The following is a 17428-nucleotide window of genomic DNA, read 5'->3' as shown; positions in this document are numbered from 1 at the left end:
ATTTATTCAACAAAGCCAAGCGACACTGGACATTGCTGCCAGCAGTGATATTGCTCAGTTTACGGTCAGTAATGACTCTGACGGACGGTTTTGATGCTATTACTGATGAACTGAGAAAGTATCCGGTGGTGTTGGTTCTGATAGAGGCCACTGGTGGACTTGAAGCTGCCGTGGCCTGCTTGTTTCAGGCTGAAGGCTTTGACGTCGCGGTGGTCAATCCCAGACAGGCTCGTGACTTTGCCCGCACTATGGGCTATCTGGCAAAAACGGACCGTATTGATGCACGGGTGCTTGCACAAATGGCGGAGGTCATTAATCGACATCCAGGGCGGGAACGCTTTATCCGTGCCATGCTGGATGCGGAGCTTCAGGTTCTTGCTGCGATGGTAGTGCGCCGACGCCAGCTGACAGCGATGTTGATTGCTGAGCGTAACCGTCTTTATCCCGTTCATCCACAGAGCAGGAAAAGTATCAATATCATCATCAAAGAGCTGGCTGCCAGACTGAGCAGTATTAAAGGGGTTGGTACGATGACGGTTGCAGCGTTGCTGGTGGAGGTTTCCGACCTGGGTAGCCTCTCGAGACGAGCCATCAGCGCGCTTGTAGGCGTTGCTCTCATAAACCGGGACTCGGGTACCATGCGGGGCCGGCGAACCATCTTTGGCGGAAGGGGCGGAGTCCGAACAGCGCTTTATATCGCCGCACTTGTCGCAACCCGCTTTAATCCGGTGATAAAAGCATTTTATACGCGGCTGCTTGCAGCGGGAAAAGCCAAAAAAGTCGCTCTGGTTGCCTGTATGCGTAAACTTCTGACTATCCTGAACGCGATGCTCAGAAAGAACGAAGAGTGGGATGAATCGTACCATCACGTTTCTCTATAATTTTATCGTTCAAGACAGTTGCTTCTCTTCATTCGTCGGAATCACCGCCACGATGGGCGAGCCGTGTACTGATATTATCCCCTCGTGGCCTGCAAACAGTTGCACATTCTTCACCGTATCGAGTTGTACACCGAATACGGCCAACCTCTGAGTGGTCAATTCACGCACCAGTGCCGAGTTTTCCCCAATACCGCCGGTAAAAATCAAGGCATCAAAGCGATGCAGCGATGTGAGGTGCGCACCAAGATGACGGGCAAGACGGTGCACCATTACGTCAATGGAAAGTGTAGCGCCTGGATCGCCGTTACTGCGTGCTTCCTGCAATGTGCGGCAATCGCTAGAAAGCCCGGATAAGCCCAGTAAGCCTGAGTCGTTGTTCACCATTTTGTACAGCGACTCGATGGTCTGACCGGTGCAGCGGGCAATATAGGCAGCGGCACCAAAATCCAGATCGCCACAGCGCGTTCCCATCACCAGTCCTTCCAGCGGCGTCATGCCCATTGAGGTATCCACGCTTTTGCCGTTTTTTACGGCGCATACCGACGACCCATTGCCAAGATGGGCAATAACAATGCCATGATCGGAGGGATCAAGGTTCAATCGGGCAACGGCTTCTGCGGCGATAAACCTGTGTGACGTGCCATGGAAACCGTATCGCCTGACCTGATGAAGCTGTTGATAGGCAAGAGGAATGGCGTAGGTATAGGCTGCCGGTGGTAGGGTCTGGTGGAAGGCCGTATCAAACACGGCAACCTGCGGCAGATGCGGTAATAACGACATTGCCGCGTCGATACCCGTCAAGTTCGCCGGGTTATGCAACGGGGCCAGAACGGAGAGTTCACGAATGCGGGTAATGACGTCATCGGTGAGCAGCACGGAGTGTTTGAAATCGCTGCCGCCATGGGCCCACGCGGTGGCCAATCGCGCAGACGCGCGAAAGTAACGCCAGATGTTCAAGTTTTGTGAACAGCGTTTTCAGCGCGCAGCTGTGGCTGGCGTCAGTCAGTCGCTCCGTTGCTTTATTACCCGCCGCATCTTTGAAGGTAATACAGGCCTCTCTGCCTGCCCCAGTTTTTCCGCCAGACCGGAGAGCACAGGGGCGTCGTCATTGAGCGGGATCGCTGAAAATTTCAAAGAAGATGAACCACAGTTAATGACCAAAACCAGTGACGCTAACGACATAATGACCTCTGTCTGTCTTTTTTATTTTGACAACTATTCGTTGAAAGGGATGAGAGGAAATTGCTCATAGATGAAACGAGTTGGCGCCTTACTGGCAATAGCAATATCTTCTTCCGCCGTACCGCCGCTGATGCCGATAGCGCCGAGCAGTACGCCACCTGACCAACAGGGCAATCCGCCGCCAAAGCAGCAAATCCCTGGTTCGTTTTGTAGGCCATAAAGTCTGGCACCAGGCTGCACTTGCGTTGCCAGTTTGTGCGTCGGCATTTTCAGTGCCACCGCCGTCCAGGCTTTTTGTCCCGCTAGCGTGTGGCTGACGAGTAGGGCGTTATCCATGCTAAAGAAGTAACGCTGCTGACCGCAGGCATTCACCAGACTGAAAACGATGGGTACGTTAGCTTCATCTGCGGCATCAATGGCCAGAGTAATACGGTGTTCCAGTTCAGCATTGTGTTCAGGGAGCATGGGGTTTCCTCGCGTGGACACTACTGACCGTTAAAATCGAGTGAATCGACAATGCCGACAACAGCAGCATCAATGACGGAATGTTCTTTACTGGTACTCATGCGTGCGGAACTGCCTGTCGTCACGATCACCGTTTCCCCATTACCTGCACCGACAAAGTCCACGGCAACCTGCGCGGTGCCCGTGGGGCGATAGTGTTCATCCAGGCGAGCGACAATGAGCAATTTTGCGCCATTAAGCGAAGCGTGTTTAGTGGTTGAAACTAATGCACCGGTTACCTTTGCCAGATACATGTGTCCTCCTGGTGACATTGAACAATGACGAGGCCGCGGTCCCGGATTTTATCACGGTCTGCGGGGGTTATTAGCGTGCGATTGCCGATATAGAGTGTCTGCCCTTTCTGATACTGGCGTATGTCGCAAAGGGTGACCAGCTGCTTATGGACATTGGCTAACGGTGTTTGCTCTGGACAGATGTGTGCTGGCCTATCACGGTGAAGCCATATTTCACAAGCGTGCCGGCATAATGCGCAAGGCGTGCCCGCAATGCCTGCGGTAGTGCACTGTTTTGGTCGGGCTGGCATTCGGCATTGAGCGTCACGATGGCTATTTTTTTCATCCAGAGCGCATAAAATGCCCATCGACATACCAGGTTATCGCGGATACCCAGAGTGATTTTGCTCAGGCTATTGGTAGACAGCGCCGGAAAATAGACGTCGCCACAGGGTTTACCCACCGGCGATTCCTCCTGATTCCCGCACATCACATTAATGCCACGTTGGGTCAGTGCTTCAAGGCAGGCGGATTGCAATGATGATTGGCTGGCGCTGTGGGAAAACACCATGTCCAGCAAATAGCTACAATGGTGCAGGGTGCTTAGATACGCCAGGGTCGCCGGCAGTGACGTAAGACTTCCCCGCTTAAAATCACGTGCATCATTTTATTTGGCGTCTGCAAGCGCAATCTGCGTTGTTTCAGAAGGTCTTCAATCATGGTGTCGAGCAGGTATGAGAGTCGTTGCTAGTCCATCGTTTCCTTCTCAGTGGCTGTGCATCGCAATGCAAAGGGGGGTGACCAAAAGCGGGTGCGCCGCCTGAATCACCTGCTTGCCAGTGGTTTGGCGAAAGACATCTGCAAACTGATAAAAACTACTTGCGCCGCCCACCAAATAGATCACTTCCGCCGGATAATGCGCCAGCCATCCGGCCACCAGATGGACCATTTTTTCCGCCACCGGGCGAACTATGGCGAAGACCTGTTCTTCATGTTCGGGCGCTTTCTTCATCTCTTCCGCTTCGGCAAAAGAGATACCCAGCGCCCCGGCTAGTACCAGCGTCATATGGTTGCCGCCGGTAGGCTCGTCAGCGCTGAAGATGACGTCACCCTCACGCAGAATGCTTATTCCGGTGGTGCCGCCCCCGACATCAACGACCGCACCGCCACGTATGTTTAGCGCCCGGGCTGCTGCCACTGGTTCATCTACGATCTCAGTCACCTCAAATCCGGCAGCCTCCACCATGTTGATAATCACTTTGGTATTGCCAGGGAGGATACCAGGCGGAATAGCGGTTGCCGCATGGGTTAGTGTTCTGTTTAGCCGTTCCTCCAGCGTCGCCTTCAGGCCGCTGATCACCCGGCTGGCCGTGAGAAAATCCACCACTACGCCATCTTTTACTGCGCGGGAAGGATGGCTGATACCGGCTACCGGGTTGTCCTCTTCATCCAGCACGACTAATGCGATATTTGCCGTACCCGGATCGACACCCACTTTCAATGCGCCCTGGCAGGGCCGGCAGTCACCGCTTCTGACCTTTTCTGCCAGGTCCTGTAAACGCAGGGTCCCAGGGCTGTCAGCCATAATGGCATTCCGTCAGAACGCGCTTAACGCAATCGCCATTGCGTAGGCTAAAACCATTGGCCTCTTCCACGTCGATATGCATTTCCAGAACGGCATCGGCGCTTACGCGCACGACAACATGGCTCAAAATGCCGCCACTATGGCCATCAATACGAACATCGATCTCCATTCCGTCGCGCAGACCGTAGTGTTCCGCTTCGGCGGGTAATATATGGATGTGTCGCCAGGCTATGATTGCGCCACCCGTTTTGGTGACGCGTCCTCGTGGACCGATGATGTCAATGCCTGGTGAGTCCTGCAGATCACCTGACATTCTGACAGGAGCTTTCATGCCCAGAACAAAGCCATCGGAAACAGAAATTTCAATTTGGGTGGCGCTGCGCAGCGGGCCGAGCACGCGCACTTTGGTTAATTCACCTTTGGGGCTGCGCAGGGTCACGGTCTCTTCGGCGGAAACTGGCCAGGCTGCTTTACCGCTTTCATGCGGGTGAGGGTGGAACCGTAGCCGAATAGGGCGTCCATGTCTTCCCGACTTAAATGCACATGGCGATTGGAAATACCGACGGGAATTTCCAGTGTCTGCGGTCTCGGTGGTTCCGGGCGACTAAACAGGCTGTCGTGGGTCGCGAGTTCCTAAATAATTTGTTGGGTAATCCTTTCGGCTTGCTACTGGTTGTAATTCATAACGTCAACGACCTGAAAATGATGAAGGGAGCAATATCCAGAATATATTGCCCTGCGTTGGGCTTTTTGCCGTCACATAGGACTTTTTTGACCGCCCGGTGAGCAAAGGACAAACCTGTCCAGATCTACCCGGCAATTTGTGTCAGTAGCAGATCCACATCTGCGGCGGTAGGCTGACAAGGATTTGACGCGGTGCAGCCATCGGCTAACATGGCGCTGATTAGCGACTGGCGCAAGGACTCGAAATCGGAGAGATCTTTACCCAGCTCACGTAACGGGAATGCCAAAACGTTGATTAATCTTTCTGATACGGTTTATCAGTGCATTCAGGGTGTGTTTTTGTGTGCCGGTCTGAATACCCATGATGGCGGCACATTTCAGGTAACGTGGTAGCGCATGCGGGGCATGGCGAGCATTCCAGTCAATAACGAGGGACAGCAACATGGCGTTAATTTTGCCATGGGGTATATACAACATACCGCCGATGGCGTGTGCCATGCCGTGCACCAGCCCCAGTCCAGCAGAGTTAAACGCCATTCCGGCCATGCAGGATGCATTGTGCATATGCGCGCGGGCCTGAATGTCTTTCTCATCCTGGAAAATATCGTGCAAGTATTGCCAGGTTAGCGCAATCGCTTTTTCCGCCAGTGCGTCGCTAAAATCATTTGCGCCGGAGGAGACCAAAGCTTCAATCGCATGTGTCAGTACATCCATACCGGTATCGACCGCGACCTGAAGAGGAACCGATAACACCAGATGCGGATCCAGGATGGCGTAATCGGGAACCAGTTCCTCGGCAATCAGGGGATATTTTCGGCCATTTTGCGGATCGGAAATAATGGCATAGGAGGTGACCTCTGAGCAGGACCCGCTGGTGGTGGGGATGGCAATAAGAACTATCGTATGGTCGGGGAAAGGTTGTGCACAGGCAGGATTATGTTGTTGTTGTGTCAGGTGACTGACAAAAAAATACAGGGTGAGGGAAAAGAGGGCAGAAAAAGCCTCGCTGGCGACCAGGCGGGTAATAACTTTCGGGGCGTGAGTCGAATAACCGACACGTTGTAATGAACGCGCTGTGGGCCAACCAAATGCATGAAAATCCATGCCTTTGATTTATGCTGTTGCGCCTTGTTTGCGCCGACAACGTATAGGGTAAGCATTAGCAGCAGACCGCCAAAAATGGCCCATGGGGGTAAGTTCGCCATGGGGGATGACGGGGCGTGTGGCATAGGGTTGAACAAGTAAGTGAATGGATAGGTGAGTGAGTGTTTCTAATGCGTTAGCCAAATGGGACAAAAAAATCCACGCCAGTGCGTGGATTTCAGTGGTTTTCATGAGACGGCATCCAACTTCATGAGACAATAAAGTTGATTTAGACGTTGAACAGGAAATTCATCACGTCGCCGTCTTTCACCACATATTCTTTTCCTTCGGAACGCATTTTGCCGGCCTCTTTCGCGCCTTGCTCCCCTTTATAGGTAATGAAATCGGCAAAGGAAATGGTCTGGGCGCGGATAAATCCTTTTTCAAAGTCGGTGTGGATTTTCCCGGCCGCCTGCGGCGCGGTGGCGCCGACCGGGATGGTCCAGGCGCGCACTTCTTTGACCCCGGCGGTAAAATAGGTCTGCAAATTGAGAAGCTCATAGCCGGCGCGAATGACGCGATTCAGGCCCGGCTCTTCAAGCCCCAGCTCCGCCATAAATTCTTCGCGCTCTTCTTCATCGAGCTCGGCGATATCGGATTCCACCGCGGCACAGACCGCGACCACCACCGACCCTTCAGCCGCAGCAATGGCGCGCACCTCATCTAGATAAGGATTATTCTCGAAACCGTCTTCGTTGACGTTGGCAATGTACATCGTGGGTTTCAGCGTCAAGAAGCTTAGATAGCGAATGGCGCTTTTCTCTTCGACAGACAAGTCAAGCGTGCGTAGCATGCCGGCATTGCTCAGGTGGTGCATGCATTTTTCCAGCGCCGACAGCTCCAGTTTGGCATCTTTATCGCCACCCTTAGCCCGTTTTTGCACCCGGTGGATGGCGCGCTCGCACGCCTCCAGGTCGGACAAGGCCAGCTCGGTATTGATGACATCAATATCTTCCGCCGGACAGACTTTCCCCGCCACATGAATGATATTGTCGTTTTCAAAGCAGCGCACGACATGGCCGATGGCCTCGGTCTCACGGATGTTGGTCAGGAACTGGTTGCCCAGACCTTCCCCTTTAGACGCGCCTTTCACCAGTCCGGCGATATCGACAAACTCCATGGTCGTCGGCACGGTACGTTGCGGCTTGACGATCTCCGCCAATTGATCCATGCGCGCGTCGGGCATCGGCACCACACCGGTATTCGGCTCAATGGTACAAAACGGGAAGTTGGCTGTTTCGATGCCCGCCTTGGTCAGCGCATTAAACAAAGTGGATTTGCCCACGTTGGGCAACCCGACGATACCGCATTTGAAACCCATGGTAATTTCACCTTAAATAGCTATATTATCAGCCGGTTAACTGCCATTGCCGGCATGAGATCATTCTAAACATTCATTATACACAGAATCCGGCCATTACTTGACGCCCGGTGTTTAACCGGGGCGATAGGCATGCAGGCGATTCATGGCCTTCACGGCATCCTGGGTCACGAGGATCTCCGTGCAGCGTACCGCTTCGTCAATGGCGCTATCTATTAGCTGGCGTTCTGCTGTGGGCGGTTTGCCAAGCACGAAGCCCACGACTTGATTTTTGTCCCCCGGATGGCTGATGCCGATACGCAGGCGGTGAAACTGGGGATTGTTGCCCAGGCGGCTGATGATGTCTTTCAGACCGTTATGGCCGCCATGGCCTCCCCCCAGCTTCAGCCGGGCGCTGCCGGGCAACAGATCCAGTTCATCGTGTGCGACCAGAATGTCCTCCGGCGCGATGCGGTAAAACGTGGCCATCGCCGCCACCGCTTTCCCGCTAAGATTCATAAAGGTCGTGGGCACCAACAGGCGGACATCCTGGCCGCCGAGGGTCAGCCGGCCGGTATAGCCGTAGAATTTACTTTCTTCTTTCAGCGTCTGCCGGTAGCGCTCCGCCAGTAACTCAACATACCAGGCGCCGGCGTTGTGGCGGGTGGCGGCGTACTCAGCGCCGGGATTGGCCAGGCCTACAATTAATTTGATCTTCACGTCTTGTCTTACTCTCATCGGGCGGTTTGCGTGTTAGTTTACTCTGCCCGGGCAAAACAATTCAAATCCACGGCAGGGCCGTGTCGGTGCGGTTTGCGTCGATTTGTGTGATTTATTGAAAGGTCTGTGATCGTCACCACAAGGTGAGAAATTTACTCTGGCTATACTTTAAGCAGTACAAGGATTGACGCCGGGCAGGGCGTCAGAACGAACATTCAGGAGGTGTAGCATAAGACGTAAATCAGCAATGCTGGTCGGCAATGACCTCATGGGCGCAGGCATGGTACTGATGGTTGCCAGTATCGCCGTATCGGTACTGAACCAGTTGCCCCAGATCACTATGCTTGCACTGATGGCCAACGGCGGCATTATGGGCATTTTTGTCGGCGCACTGTTGTGGCGCGCGTATGAGCGGTCACGAGGAAATTTCGGATCGCTACTGGTGGCATCGCCGTTTTGACGCGCGTTGCCGAAAAAACCAGAATGCCCGCTACCATTAACGCGTAGCCCGATCCCGCCCAGACGGGCAATGCAAGGCTGACATAAGACGTGCGGCTGGGACAGGGTATGGTCAAAATCGTACGCACCGCCGTGCCTAGAGCAGGGAGGGATCCCCGGCTGCTGCGGTTATACCGTTAGCCTTACCGGCAATGGCTTTAAGACTAAATCGCACAGTGGCTACAAGCTTATGCGAATCCCCTGGTGGGAGATAAACAGACTGTGCTTTTTGGGCAAACCGCGGTGATATTTCCGGGCGCCGTCTGACCAGCGCGGGCGCCCCTGTATGATCAGTGCTCAAACATGGCCGAGATGGATTCTTCATTGCTAATGCGGCGAATCGCCTCCGCTAGCATCCCGGACAGCGTCAGCGTACGCACGTTGGGCAGCGCCTTGATGGCCGGATCCAGCGGGATAGTATCGCAGACGATCACTTCATCTATGACCGAATTCTTGATGTTCTCATAGGCATTGCCCGAAAAAATCGGGTGCGTGGCGTAGGCAAATACCCGCTTGGCGCCGCGTTCCTTCAGCGCTTCGGCGGCTTTGCACAAGGTACCGCCGGTATCGATCATATCATCCACCAGCACGCAGTCGCGACCCGCCACGTCGCCGATAATATGCATAACCTGAGACACGTTGGCGCGCGGGCGGCGCTTGTCGATAATCGCCATGTCGGTATCGTTAAGTAGCTTGGCTATTGCACGTGCGCGCACGACGCCGCCGATATCGGGGGAAACGACGATCGGATTTTCCAAATCCTGCTGCAGCATATCTTCCAGCAGGATCGGGCTGCCGAACACGTTGTCCACCGGCACGTCGAAGAAGCCCTGAATCTGTTCAGCATGCAGGTCGACTGTCAGCACGCGGTCAACGCCGACGCTTGACAGAAAATCGGCCACGACTTTGGCGGTAATCGGAACGCGGGCGGAACGGACGCGGCGATCCTGACGCGCATAGCCAAAGTATGGGATAACGGCGGTGATACGACCGGCGGAAGCCCGGCGCAGCGCATCAACCATGACCACCAGTTCCATCAGGTTGTCATTGGTGGGCGCGCAGGTGGACTGAATGATGAAAATATCGCCACCGCGAACGTTTTCATTGATTTGCACACTGACTTCACCGTCGCTGAAACGGCCGACGGCGGCATTGCCGAGACTAGTATATAAACGGTTGGCAATACGTTGCGCCAGTTCCGGGGTAGCGTTTCCAGCAAAAAGCTTCATATCGGGCACGAGAAGAACCTCAGGCTTGCGTCCAGAGAAGGTATTGCGCCAGCCTGACGCCGGGGAAGGCGGCGGCGCCATTCGGGGCAATGCCATACGGGTAATGCATCAGGCCACCGTCAGGCGGCTCATTGCGCCCCTGACAACGCGCGGTGCAGCGGGGAAACGTTAACGCCTCGGGCCACAAAACCGCGCATCCATGCCGGGGCCTGCGATAAAACCTGACGGGCGGCGGCCTCGGTATCGAATTCGGCAAATACACAAGCGCCTGTGCCAGTCAGTCGTGACGGCGCGTATTCTAACAGCCATGAAAGATGCTGTTCAACCGCGGAAAAATGTTTTCTTGCGATCGGCTCACAATCATTATGAAAAGGCGCGGTCATGAGCTGGGCTAGTGAGCGCTGCGGTGCGTCTCTATTAAGCTCAGGATCGCCGAAAATGCGTGGCGTGGCAATACTGACCGGCGGCACGGCGACCAGATACCATTTTTCCGCCGGGGCAGCCGGCGTGAGGCGCTCGCCGATGCCTTCGGCAAACGCCGCCTCGCCGCGCACAAATACCGGTACATCGGCGCCGAGCGACAGTCCTAACTGCGCCAGAGTGGCCACATCCAGCCCGCAGAGCCACTGGGCATTAAGCGCTACCAGCACGGTGGCGGCGTCGGAAGATCCTCCCCCGAGACCCCCACCCATCGGCAGGACTTTCTCCAACTGAATATCTGCTCCCGGCGCCGCGGGGTCACCCGCTGCAAAACAGTGGCGCTGCAAAAGCCTTGCGGCGCGCACGATAAGGTTGTCTTGTTCCGCTACGCCCGCGATCGGGTTCATCAGGCGAATGCGGCCGTCGGCGGTGGGCGTGATGGTCAGCGTGTCGCCATAATCCAGAAACTGGAATAGCGTTTGCAGCAAATGATAGCCATCGGCGCGTCGGCCGGTGATATATAAAAACAGATTAAGTTTGGCCGGGGCCGGCCACTGGCGTGTCATTACAGGCTCCAGCTATCCATTTTCAATTTGATGCGATTGTCGCCCTGGCGCAACTTCAGATTCGACGGCAGCGCCGGGACGGTATCGTCGTGATAGCCTTGATAGGTCACGGTCCAGAGCTGCCCGTTGTGGCTATAATTCAGGGTATGCAGATAGCCGCGGGAATCCAGGGTAAAATCGGTGGCATCGCCTGGCAGGCCGAGCATCCATTGGCGCAGGTCGTTGAGCGGGATAGACATGCCGGCCAGCTTCTGGATCATCACCTCGGGATCATCGCTGACATAGCGTTTGCCCTGATTGTTGACAAGCTGGGCCACGCCAGGCTGAACATTCAGATCCATCTCGGTGCTGCCGAGCGGGTTGGTCAAAATCAGCCGGTAGCGATCGGCGCTGGTCTGCTGCCAATTGAAGAGGGCGTAAACTTTCTGCTGGCTGGAAAGATAGGCGAAGGCGCCGCGGGTCTGGTAACGGCCGAGTGCGGAGAGCGACTGCTGGTGGGCGCGCCATTCCGGCGACGTCTGGCTTTTGGCCGGGCCGGAAGGCGTATGGACACTACAGGCTGCCAGCAGCAGACTGGCCAGCGGCAGCAAACGGAAAACGGCGTAATTACGCTCATGCATGACTTCAACTTCCTTCAATATCGCGGGATGATTGGCTTTCTTTCACGCTAGCGGAGGGCATCGTTAGCGTCAATGGCTTTAATAGTTTGATTTTATACCCTTACAAGTTGTACACCTTAAGGGGAGGAAAGTGCGGTGCGGCTTTTCTTGCACCTGTGCATCAAGTAGAATGCGCGCAGACGATAACCATATTAACGCTTGTACTACTCTGTAACCTTAATCCATGACATTGCTCGCACTCGGTATCAATCACAAAACAGCGCCGGTCGCTTTGCGCGAAAGGGTGGCGTTCTCACCCGAGACCCTCGACCAGGCGCTGGGCAGCTTGCTTGCGCACCCGCTGGTGCAGGGCGGCGTCGTGCTGTCTACCTGTAACCGCACTGAGCTGTATTTGAGTGTTGAGCAACAGGCTGATTTGCAAGAGGCGCTGGTACGCTGGCTGTGCGATTATCACCAGCTGGAGCCGGACGAGGTGCGCCAGAGTCTTTACTGGCATCTGGGCGACGAAGCCGTCAGCCATTTGATGCGCGTTGCCAGCGGCCTGGACTCTTTGGTGCTCGGCGAGCCGCAAATTTTGGGACAGGTAAAGAAAGCCTTCGCTGAATCCCGCCGGGGGCACGGCCTGTCGGTGGACCTGGAGCGATGGTTTCAGAAATCCTTTTCGGTTGCCAAACGGGTCCGCACCGAAACCGAGATCGGCTCCCACGCGGTGTCGGTGGCGTTCGCCGCCTGCACGCTGGCGCGGCAGATATTTGAATCCCTGGCCGACGTGACGGTGCTGCTGGTGGGCGCCGGCGAAACGATTGAGCTGGTGGCGCGCCACCTGCGCGAGCATAAAGTCAAGCGCCTGCTTATCGCTAACCGCACCCCCGAGCGGGCGCAGCGGCTGGCGGAAGACGTTGGCGCTGATGTCATCAATCTGGCGGAAATTGATAGCCAATTGGGTGAGGCAGACATTATTATCACCTCTACCGCCAGCACGCTGCCGATTATCGGTAAAGGAATGGTGGAGCGAGCGTTGAAACAGCGCCGTTATCAGCCCATGTTATTGGTGGATATCGCCGTACCGCGCGATATCGAACCGGAGGTGGCAAAGTTGGCAGATGCCTATCTGTATACGGTGGACGATCTCCAGGCCATCATAGAAAAAAATCTGGCGCAGCGTAAACATGCCGCGGTATTGGCGGAAACCATCGTTGCGCAGGAAAGTATGGATTTTATGGGTTGGCTGCGCAGCCAGTCGGCGGTGGAGGCGATTCGCGATTACCGCACGCAGGCCGATAGCCTGCGGGAGGAGTTTGAAGCCCGCGCGCTGGCCGCACTGCGCCTTGGCGCCGACCCGGAACAGGTGGTGAAAGACATGGCGTACAAGCTGACCAACCGTCTTATCCATACGCCGACCAAATCGCTGCAGCAGGCCGCCCGCGAAGGCGACGCCGAGCGTCTACAAATTTTGCGCGACGGTCTCGGACTGGACACGCACTGATATACATAAGGTAAACCACCACGTATGAAGTCCTCGATAGTCGCCAAATTGGAGGCGTTGCAAGAGCGCCGCGAAGAAGTGGAAGTTCTGCTCGGCGATCCCGGCGTCATATCCGATCAGATCCGTTTTCGCGCCCTGTCGAAGGAGTACGCGCAGCTGTCTGATGTTACCCGCTGTTTTCAGCATTGGTGGCAGGTACAAGAAGATATCCACACCGCGGAGCACCTGCTGCAGGATCCGGAAATGCGCGACATGGCGCAGGAGGAGCTGCTGGCGTCCGGCGCCAGTCTGGAGCAGCTTGAGCAGCAATTGCAGGTGCTGCTGTTGCCGCGGGATCCCGATGACGAACGCGGCTGTTTTCTGGAAGTGCGTGCCGGCACCGGCGGAGATGAGGCGGCGCTGTTCGCAGGCGACCTGTTTCGCATGTACAGCCGTTACGCCGAGACCCGGCGCTGGAAGGTGGAAATCGTCAGCGCCAGCTACGGCGAGCACGGCGGCTTCAAAGAGGTCATCGCCAAGGTGTCCCATGAGGGCGCCTACGGACTACTGAAATTTGAATCCGGCGGTCATCGCGTGCAGCGCGTACCGGAAACCGAATCCCAGGGCCGTATCCATACCTCTGCCTGCACCGTGGCGGTGATGCCGGAAATCCCGGAGGCGGAGCTGCCGGAAATCAACGCCGGCGATCTACGCATCGACACCTTCCGCTCCTCCGGCGCGGGCGGTCAGCATGTCAATACCACTGACTCGGCTATCCGCATTACCCATCTGCCCACCGGGCTGGTGGTGGAATGCCAGGATGAACGCTCCCAGCACAAGAATAAAGCCAAGGCCCTGGCGGTATTGGGCGCGCGTCTGCGCGCCGCCGAAGTCCAGCGCCGGCAGCAGGAAGAGTCCTCCACGCGCCGTAATCTCCTGGGCAGCGGCGATCGGTCCGATCGCATCCGCACCTACAATTTTCCCCAGGGGCGGGTGACCGATCACCGTATCGGCCTGACGCTTTACAGGCTGGATGAAGTTATCGAAGGCAAGCTCGACATGCTGATCCAACCTATCATGCAGGAGTATCAGGCTGATCAGCTCGCCGCGTTGTCCGAGACGCCCTGATGACCTGGCAGCAATGGCTGTCCCAGGCCGTGTCCCGGCTGCGCGCGTCCCAAAGTCCCAGCGCCAGGAGCGATGCCGAAATTCTGCTGGCGCAGCAGACCGGCGTGGCGCGCACCCGTCTGCTGGCTTTCGGCGAGACCCCGCTGACGGATGCCCAGCATGCTACGCTTGAGGCGTTATTAGCGCGGCGGGAACGGGGCGAACCCGTAGCCTATTTGACCGGCGAGCGTGAGTTCTGGTCTTTGCCGCTACGCGTGTCGGCCGACACGCTGATTCCGCGCCCCGACACCGAATGTCTGGTTCAGCGCGCTCTGGACTTGCTGTCGCCCGGCCGCGCCGAGGTGCTGGATTTGGGTACCGGCAGCGGCGCCATCGCGCTGGCGCTGGCTTCGGAGCGGCCCGAATGGCGGATAACCGGCATCGATCGCCTGCCCGGCGCCGTGGCGCTCGCCCGCGCTAACGCCGCGCGCTTGGGGCTGAGAAATGTGCAGTTCCACGAAGGTGACTGGTTTAAACCATTGCAGGCGCAACGCTATCGTCTTATTGTGAGTAATCCGCCTTATATTAAGGCGGACGATCCCCATCTCATGCAGGGCGACGTACGCTTCGAGCCACGTAGCGCACTGGTGGCGGGGGAGGATGGGCTCCAGGATCTGGCGGCAATCTGCCGCGGGGCGGGGGCCCATTTGGAACCTGGCGGCTGGCTGGTGTTAGAGCACGGCTGGTGCCAGGGGGCAGCAGTGCGCGGCCTGCTCGCGGATACCGGTTTTGGTCAGATAGCCACGCTGCGCGATTATGGCGACAATGAGCGCGTCAGCCAGGGACAATGGTCGCCCGCGCAAGCGTGACCGACGTCAAGGGGGAGGAAATGCGTGCGCGACGAGCGACAACGGGATGATCGAGGACCAGGAATGGTCGCACCTGCCAGCAGTTTCACCGCGGTATGCCCGTCCGGACCATGTTTACCGCCGCTTGTTCCCGGGTGCCATTTGTTTGTCACGCCGGCTGCATCGCCGGCGCTTATCAGACTCACCCTGTTAACAGGACCATTATGAGTACGATTGCCGATTTTGAATATAACCAGCATCCTTTAAGCGAGGGGATGCTGCGCGTAACCCAGGCCATCCGGCCCGATTTTGCCATCGAAAGCGTCCGCGCCCGGTTACAAAGCCTGACGGAAGAAGCACGGCGCCGTATTCCCGCCGACCTGGCGCAGGATGATCAGCTCGACCTGCTGATCGAGCTCTTTTACCGCACCTGGGGCTTTGGCGGCGTCGGCGGCGTTTACCGTCTGTCCGATGCACTGTGGCTGGATACGGTATTGGACCGCCGTCAGGGGCTGCCCGCGTCACTGGGGATTATTTTGCTGCATATCGCCCAGGCACTGGGGATCCCCTTGATGCCGGTAATTTTCCCGACGCAGATGATCCTGCGCGCCGACTGGCTGGACGGCGAGATGTGGCTGATGAATCCCATCAATGGCGACCCGCTGGATGCGCATACGCTGGATATCTGGCTGCGGGGTAATCTCGGCGAGGGGGTGCAGCTTGCTGAAGAAGATTTGGAAGAGGCGGATAATAATACCGTGGTGCGCAAATTGCTCGATACCCTGAAAGGGGCGCTGATGGACGAAAAGCAAATGGAGCTGGCGTTGCGCGCCAGCGAGGCTATGCTGGAATTTGACCCGGCGGATCCCTACGAAATCCGCGATCGCGGCCTGATTTATGTCGAGCTGGAGTGCGACCACGTGGCGCTCAACGACTTAAATTACTTTGTCGAGCAATGTCCGGAAGATCCGGGCAGCGAGATGATTAAGGTTCAGATTCACTCCATCGAGCAAAAATCGGTTACCCTACATTGATCGGCGGCGGTGTTTGCCACCGGTTGCCGGACAATTTTAATCAAAAAGGTGAAGCATGAAACATTTGGTGGTCAATATTGGCGACATCCAGGCAGCGAACGATCTGCCCTTCGTGCTGTTTGGCGGCATGAACGTGCTGGAGTCGCGCGATCTGGCGATGCGCATCTGCGAACACTATGTCACCGTGACGGAGAAACTGGGCATTCCCTATGTGTTCAAGGCCTCGTTTGATAAAGCCAACCGCTCCTCCATCCATTCCTATCGTGGACCGGGTCTGGATGAGGGGATGAAGATCTTCTCCGAGCTGAAAGCGCAGTTTGGCGTGAAGGTGATAACCGATGTGCACGAAGCCGGCCAGGCGCAAAGCGTGGCGGACGTAGTAGATGTGATTCAATTACCCGCATTCCTTGCCCGCCAGACCGATCTGGTGGAGGCCATGGCCCGCACCGGCGCGGTGATAAACGTAAAAAAACCGCAGTTCATCAGCCCGGGGCAGGTCGGTAATATCGTCGATAAGTTCCGGGAAGCCGGCAACCACCAGGTGATCTTATGCGATCGCGGCAGCAATTTCGGCTATGACAATCTGGTCGTTGACATGCTCGGCTTTAATGTGATGAAACAGGTTTCCGGCGGCTGTCCGGTGATTTTCGATGTGACTCATGCCCTGCAGACCCGTGACCCGTTTGGCGCCGCCTCCGGCGGGCGCCGCGCACAGGTGAGCGAATTGGCCCGCGCCGGTATGGCGGTCGGTATCGCCGGCCTGTTCATCGAAGCGCATCCGGACCCGGCGAATGCCAAATGCGATGGCCCTTCGGCCTTGCCGATTGCCAAGCTGGAGCCGTTCTTGCGCCAGATGAAAGCGATTGATGAATTGGTCAAATCCTTCCCCGAACTCGATACCGGCCACTAACGCCGGCAGAACGCATTGGCAGGGAGAGTTCCCCTGCCAGTCATCGCGCCAGTAAAACCTCCGCGCCCGGCCACCCGGCAATGTAGTTCCCGCGCCCGATACCGCTGTCGTAACACCTTCGCGCGCGCCGGGCACCCAGGTGGTGACCCTGCCATAGCTGTCGCCTGGCGAGCATACCGTCTGAAAACCCCGCACGCTGAGCGGGCAACTCGGCGCGAGAGGTTGGACGGGGGCGCCAGCCCCCAACGTTGTCCACGTCGCAATGAGCGGCTTTGCTCCGCGTTAACCCGCTTTGCACTCGGCGTGCGAGCCCGCGGGGTTACCTTCTTTTCCCCGCGTCCGTCAGGGTGTGTGAGTCCCGCATGGTGCCCTTCTTTATCCCGCGTCCATTATGGCGTGAGAGCACCGCGTGATCCCTTCCTTTACCCCGATGTCGGTCTTAGGGCGGCATTAACCCTTGCCGAGCAGGGCAACCAGCGTTCAAGCAGGCCGCGCACCA

The 17428-nt window shown here is 56.7% G+C and carries 15 protein-coding genes and 4 pseudogenes; 7 read left to right on the top strand and 12 right to left on the bottom strand.

What is annotated here, in order from left to right; all coding sequences use genetic code 11:
* Nucleotides 1–4: 4 nt before the first annotated feature.
* Nucleotides 5–881 (top strand): annotated as a pseudogene (locus SGP1_RS17180) (IS110 family transposase).
* A gap of 9 nt (nt 882–890) precedes the next feature.
* On the opposite strand, the pseudogene tdcD reads toward SGP1_RS17180, so the two are convergent.
* From tdcD to pth, 9 genes and pseudogenes are all read right to left on the bottom strand, one after another.
* Nucleotides 891–2063 (bottom strand): annotated as a pseudogene (gene tdcD / locus SGP1_RS17175) (propionate kinase).
* A 33-nt stretch (nt 2064–2096) separates the two neighbouring features.
* Nucleotides 2097–2528, bottom strand: coding sequence for a GlcG/HbpS family heme-binding protein (locus SGP1_RS17170; RefSeq protein WP_041867149.1), 432 nt, complete (start codon nt 2526–2528; stop codon nt 2097–2099).
* Nucleotides 2529–2548: 20 nt separating this feature from the next.
* On the bottom strand, nt 2549–2821 hold the full coding sequence (locus tag SGP1_RS17165; protein WP_011411828.1) for a EutN/CcmL family microcompartment protein: 273 nt from the start codon (nt 2819–2821) through the stop codon (nt 2549–2551).
* Between the two features lie 157 nt (nt 2822–2978).
* Nucleotides 2979–3371: a hypothetical protein gene (locus SGP1_RS34210; protein ID WP_243466080.1), complete on the bottom strand. Its 393-nt coding sequence runs from the start codon at nt 3369–3371 to the stop codon at nt 2979–2981.
* Between the two features lie 195 nt (nt 3372–3566).
* The gene (eutJ, locus tag SGP1_RS17155) at nt 3567–4385 is read right to left on the bottom strand and encodes an ethanolamine utilization protein EutJ (protein WP_011411827.1); all 819 of its coding nucleotides are present in this window, start codon (nt 4383–4385) and stop codon (nt 3567–3569) included.
* A pseudogene (gene pduL, locus SGP1_RS17150) lies at nt 4378–4997 on the bottom strand (phosphate propanoyltransferase). The gene eutJ and the pseudogene pduL overlap by 8 nt, the downstream one beginning before the upstream one ends.
* Before the next feature lie 339 nt (nt 4998–5336).
* Complete coding sequence (locus SGP1_RS17140) at nt 5337–6173, bottom strand: iron-containing alcohol dehydrogenase (protein ID WP_279379403.1); 837 nt, start codon at nt 6171–6173, stop codon at nt 5337–5339.
* A 268-nt stretch (nt 6174–6441) separates the two neighbouring features.
* Complete coding sequence (gene ychF, locus SGP1_RS17135) at nt 6442–7533, bottom strand: redox-regulated ATPase YchF (RefSeq protein ID WP_011411826.1); 1092 nt, start codon at nt 7531–7533, stop codon at nt 6442–6444.
* A gap of 114 nt (nt 7534–7647) precedes the next feature.
* Nucleotides 7648–8250 (bottom strand): aminoacyl-tRNA hydrolase, encoded by a 603-nt coding sequence (gene pth / locus SGP1_RS17130; RefSeq protein ID WP_041867147.1) that lies wholly within the window; start codon nt 8248–8250, stop codon nt 7648–7650.
* A gap of 211 nt (nt 8251–8461) precedes the next feature.
* Here pth and ychH point away from each other — a divergent pair.
* Nucleotides 8462–8732, top strand: a pseudogene (ychH, locus tag SGP1_RS17125) (stress-induced protein YchH).
* Between the two features lie 288 nt (nt 8733–9020).
* On the opposite strand, the gene prs reads toward ychH, so the two are convergent.
* From prs to lolB, 3 genes are all read right to left on the bottom strand, one after another.
* A complete protein-coding gene (gene prs / locus SGP1_RS17120; protein WP_011411824.1) occupies nt 9021–9968 on the bottom strand; it encodes a ribose-phosphate diphosphokinase in 948 nt (315 codons plus the stop codon).
* A 119-nt stretch (nt 9969–10087) separates the two neighbouring features.
* Nucleotides 10088–10945, bottom strand: coding sequence for a 4-(cytidine 5'-diphospho)-2-C-methyl-D-erythritol kinase (gene ispE, locus SGP1_RS17115; protein ID WP_011411823.1), 858 nt, complete (start codon nt 10943–10945; stop codon nt 10088–10090).
* The gene (gene lolB, locus SGP1_RS17110) at nt 10945–11565 is read right to left on the bottom strand and encodes a lipoprotein insertase outer membrane protein LolB (RefSeq protein WP_011411822.1); all 621 of its coding nucleotides are present in this window, start codon (nt 11563–11565) and stop codon (nt 10945–10947) included. The genes ispE and lolB overlap by 1 nt, the downstream gene beginning before the upstream one ends.
* A gap of 223 nt (nt 11566–11788) precedes the next feature.
* Between lolB and hemA the strand changes: the two genes are divergently transcribed.
* The 5 genes from hemA to kdsA all read left to right on the top strand — a co-directional run bounded on the left by hemA (nt 11789) and on the right by kdsA (nt 16929).
* Nucleotides 11789–13051 (top strand): glutamyl-tRNA reductase, encoded by a 1263-nt coding sequence (gene hemA / locus SGP1_RS17105; protein ID WP_011411821.1) that lies wholly within the window; start codon nt 11789–11791, stop codon nt 13049–13051.
* Nucleotides 13052–13075: 24 nt separating this feature from the next.
* Entirely contained in the window at nt 13076–14158 is a 1083-nt protein-coding gene (prfA, locus tag SGP1_RS17100) for a peptide chain release factor 1 (RefSeq protein WP_011411820.1), read from the top strand.
* Nucleotides 14158–15006, top strand: a complete 849-nt coding sequence (prmC, locus tag SGP1_RS17095) for a peptide chain release factor N(5)-glutamine methyltransferase (protein WP_011411819.1) — start codon at nt 14158–14160, stop codon at nt 15004–15006. Before prfA ends, prmC begins: the two co-directional genes overlap by 1 nt.
* Before the next feature lie 203 nt (nt 15007–15209).
* Complete coding sequence (gene sirB1, locus SGP1_RS17090; RefSeq protein WP_011411818.1) at nt 15210–16019, top strand: invasion regulator SirB1; 810 nt, start codon at nt 15210–15212, stop codon at nt 16017–16019.
* A 55-nt stretch (nt 16020–16074) separates the two neighbouring features.
* Complete coding sequence (kdsA, locus tag SGP1_RS17085; RefSeq protein ID WP_011411817.1) at nt 16075–16929, top strand: 3-deoxy-8-phosphooctulonate synthase; 855 nt, start codon at nt 16075–16077, stop codon at nt 16927–16929.
* The last annotated feature ends 499 nt before the right edge of the window (nt 16930–17428 follow it).

The organism is Sodalis glossinidius str. 'morsitans', assembly GCF_000010085.1.
In the GTDB taxonomy this organism is placed as follows: Bacteria; Pseudomonadota; Gammaproteobacteria; order Enterobacterales; family Enterobacteriaceae; genus Sodalis; species Sodalis glossinidius.
The sequence above is the reverse complement of the archived record's forward strand: the minus strand, read 5'-3'. Positions and strand labels throughout refer to the sequence as shown.

Excerpts from the sequence above, each read along its gene's own strand:
- lolB (WP_011411822.1), bottom strand. The coding sequence starts at position 11,565 with ATGCATGAGCGTAATTACGCCGTTTTCCGTTTGCTGCCGCTGGCCAGT.
- SGP1_RS17165 (WP_011411828.1), bottom strand. The coding sequence starts at position 2,821 with ATGTATCTGGCAAAGGTAACCGGTGCATTAGTTTCAACCACTAAACAC.
- SGP1_RS17140 (WP_279379403.1), bottom strand. The coding sequence starts at position 6,173 with ATGGATTTTCATGCATTTGGTTGGCCCACAGCGCGTTCATTACAACGT.
- SGP1_RS17170 (WP_041867149.1), bottom strand. The coding sequence starts at position 2,528 with ATGCTCCCTGAACACAATGCTGAACTGGAACACCGTATTACTCTGGCC.
- pth (WP_041867147.1), bottom strand. The coding sequence starts at position 8,250 with ATGAGAGTAAGACAAGACGTGAAGATCAAATTAATTGTAGGCCTGGCC.
- eutJ (WP_011411827.1), bottom strand. The coding sequence starts at position 4,385 with ATGGCTGACAGCCCTGGGACCCTGCGTTTACAGGACCTGGCAGAAAAG.
- hemA (WP_011411821.1), top strand. The coding sequence starts at position 11,789 with ATGACATTGCTCGCACTCGGTATCAATCACAAAACAGCGCCGGTCGCT.
- sirB1 (WP_011411818.1), top strand. The coding sequence starts at position 15,210 with ATGAGTACGATTGCCGATTTTGAATATAACCAGCATCCTTTAAGCGAG.
- SGP1_RS34210 (WP_243466080.1), bottom strand. The coding sequence starts at position 3,371 with ATGGTGTTTTCCCACAGCGCCAGCCAATCATCATTGCAATCCGCCTGC.
- prmC (WP_011411819.1), top strand. The coding sequence starts at position 14,158 with ATGACCTGGCAGCAATGGCTGTCCCAGGCCGTGTCCCGGCTGCGCGCG.
- kdsA (WP_011411817.1), top strand. The coding sequence starts at position 16,075 with ATGAAACATTTGGTGGTCAATATTGGCGACATCCAGGCAGCGAACGAT.
- ispE (WP_011411823.1), bottom strand. The coding sequence starts at position 10,945 with ATGACACGCCAGTGGCCGGCCCCGGCCAAACTTAATCTGTTTTTATAT.
- prfA (WP_011411820.1), top strand. The coding sequence starts at position 13,076 with ATGAAGTCCTCGATAGTCGCCAAATTGGAGGCGTTGCAAGAGCGCCGC.
- ychF (WP_011411826.1), bottom strand. The coding sequence starts at position 7,533 with ATGGGTTTCAAATGCGGTATCGTCGGGTTGCCCAACGTGGGCAAATCC.